At 56.4% G+C, this 801-nt stretch carries 1 rRNA gene; it reads right to left on the minus strand.

Annotated features, from left to right (window positions below):
• Window positions 1-801 (minus strand): 23S ribosomal RNA (locus P3G67_RS35780); the annotation flags it as partial.

Here is an 801-nt window from a genome sequence, read left to right on the forward strand (position 1 = left end):
TATTCTCTACCAGACCACCTGAGTCGGTTTAGGGTACGGGCCGCAACAGCACTCACTAGAGGCTTTTCTCGACAGCATAGGATCATCCACTTCACCACAATCGGCTCGGCATCAGGTCTCAGACACAAACAGGACGGATTTACCTACCCTGCGTCCTACACCCTTACCCCGGGACAACCACCGCCCGGGCTGGACTACCTTCCTGCGTCACCCCATCGCTCACCTACTACCACGTTGGATCAGCGGCTCCACTCACACCAGGATTGTCCGAAGACGCACCCAACGGCTTCACGGCCTTAGCATTCGAGGGTTCAGCGTTGGCGCACTATCACGGGTACCGGAATATCAACCGGTTGTCCATCGACTACGCCTGTCGGCCTCGCCTTAGGTCCCGACTTACCCTGGGCAGATCAGCTTGACCCAGGAACCCTTAGTCAATCGGCGCAAGAGTTTCCCACTCTTGTATCGCTACTCATGCCTGCATTCTCACTCGTGAACCGTCCACAACTACCTTCCGGCGCTGCTTCACCCGGCACACGACGCTCCCCTACCCACCCACACCTTCGTTAGAAGTACTTGTGTGAGTGACACGACTTCGGCGGTATACTTGAGCCCCGCTACATTGTCGGCGCGGAATCACTTGACCAGTGAGCTATTACGCACTCTTTCAAGGGTGGCTGCTTCTAAGCCAACCTCCTGGTTGTCTCTGCGACTCCACATCCTTTCCCACTTAGCATACGCTTAGGGGCCTTAGTCGATGCTCTGGGCTGTTTCCCTCTCGACCATGGAGCTTATCCCCCA

Source organism: Streptomyces silvisoli (assembly GCF_029269905.1).
GTDB classification, from domain to species: Bacteria; Actinomycetota; Actinomycetes; order Streptomycetales; family Streptomycetaceae; genus Streptantibioticus_A; species Streptantibioticus_A silvisoli_A.